The following is a 552-nucleotide window of genomic DNA, read 5'->3' as shown; positions in this document are numbered from 1 at the left end:
CAGAAGGGCAGAGTATTCAGCGCGGCGATAAAAAATTGATCATTGCTGCAGCTGGGCTTGAATGGGTTCCATCCCTCACTACTGAGGCCGAAATCAATGGCGTAAAGTGGCAGGTGGTCAATATCAAAGAAGCAAATCCAGCAGGGACTCCATTGGTCTACTTCTGCCAGGTGCGTAAATGAAATTCTCAGCGAGCATAAAACAATTCAATGAAGATGCTTTGGCGGAAGCTGACCGCTTATATCGGGCAACCAATATCGAGCTGTTTAATTCAGTCATCCGTGATACTCCTGTGGATACCGGGCGGGCTCGCGGCAATTGGCAAACAACTACCGGCGATTTAGCGCAAAGCTCCAGCTTGCGGTTGGATCGGTCAGGCGCTGAGGCTCAGGCTGAAGTTATTCAAAAGGTTGGCGGCCTGGATAAGGTGAATTACTTAACCAACAACCTCCCGTATATCCAGCCCCTGGAGTATGGCCATTCAAAGCAGGCACCTGCAGGTATGGTTCGCCGCAATGTCTTGCGCATCAAATCGATCATTCGACGAATAAT

2 protein-coding genes are annotated in these 552 nt (G+C 49.6%); both read left to right on the top strand.

Annotation, left to right across the window (positions count from 1 at the left end):
* A partial coding sequence (locus MO867_RS22535) for a hypothetical protein (protein WP_252473344.1) occupies positions 1-182 on the top strand: 182 nt, incomplete at its 5' end.
* Positions 179-552: hypothetical protein (locus tag MO867_RS22530; RefSeq protein ID WP_252473342.1), on the top strand; the 374-nt coding region annotated here is incomplete at its 3' end. The genes MO867_RS22535 and MO867_RS22530, both read left to right, overlap by 4 nt.

It is taken from the genome of Microbulbifer okhotskensis (genome assembly GCF_023895975.1).
GTDB lineage: Bacteria > Pseudomonadota > Gammaproteobacteria > Pseudomonadales > Cellvibrionaceae > Microbulbifer > Microbulbifer okhotskensis.
This window is presented reverse-complemented; position numbering and strand designations above follow the sequence as displayed.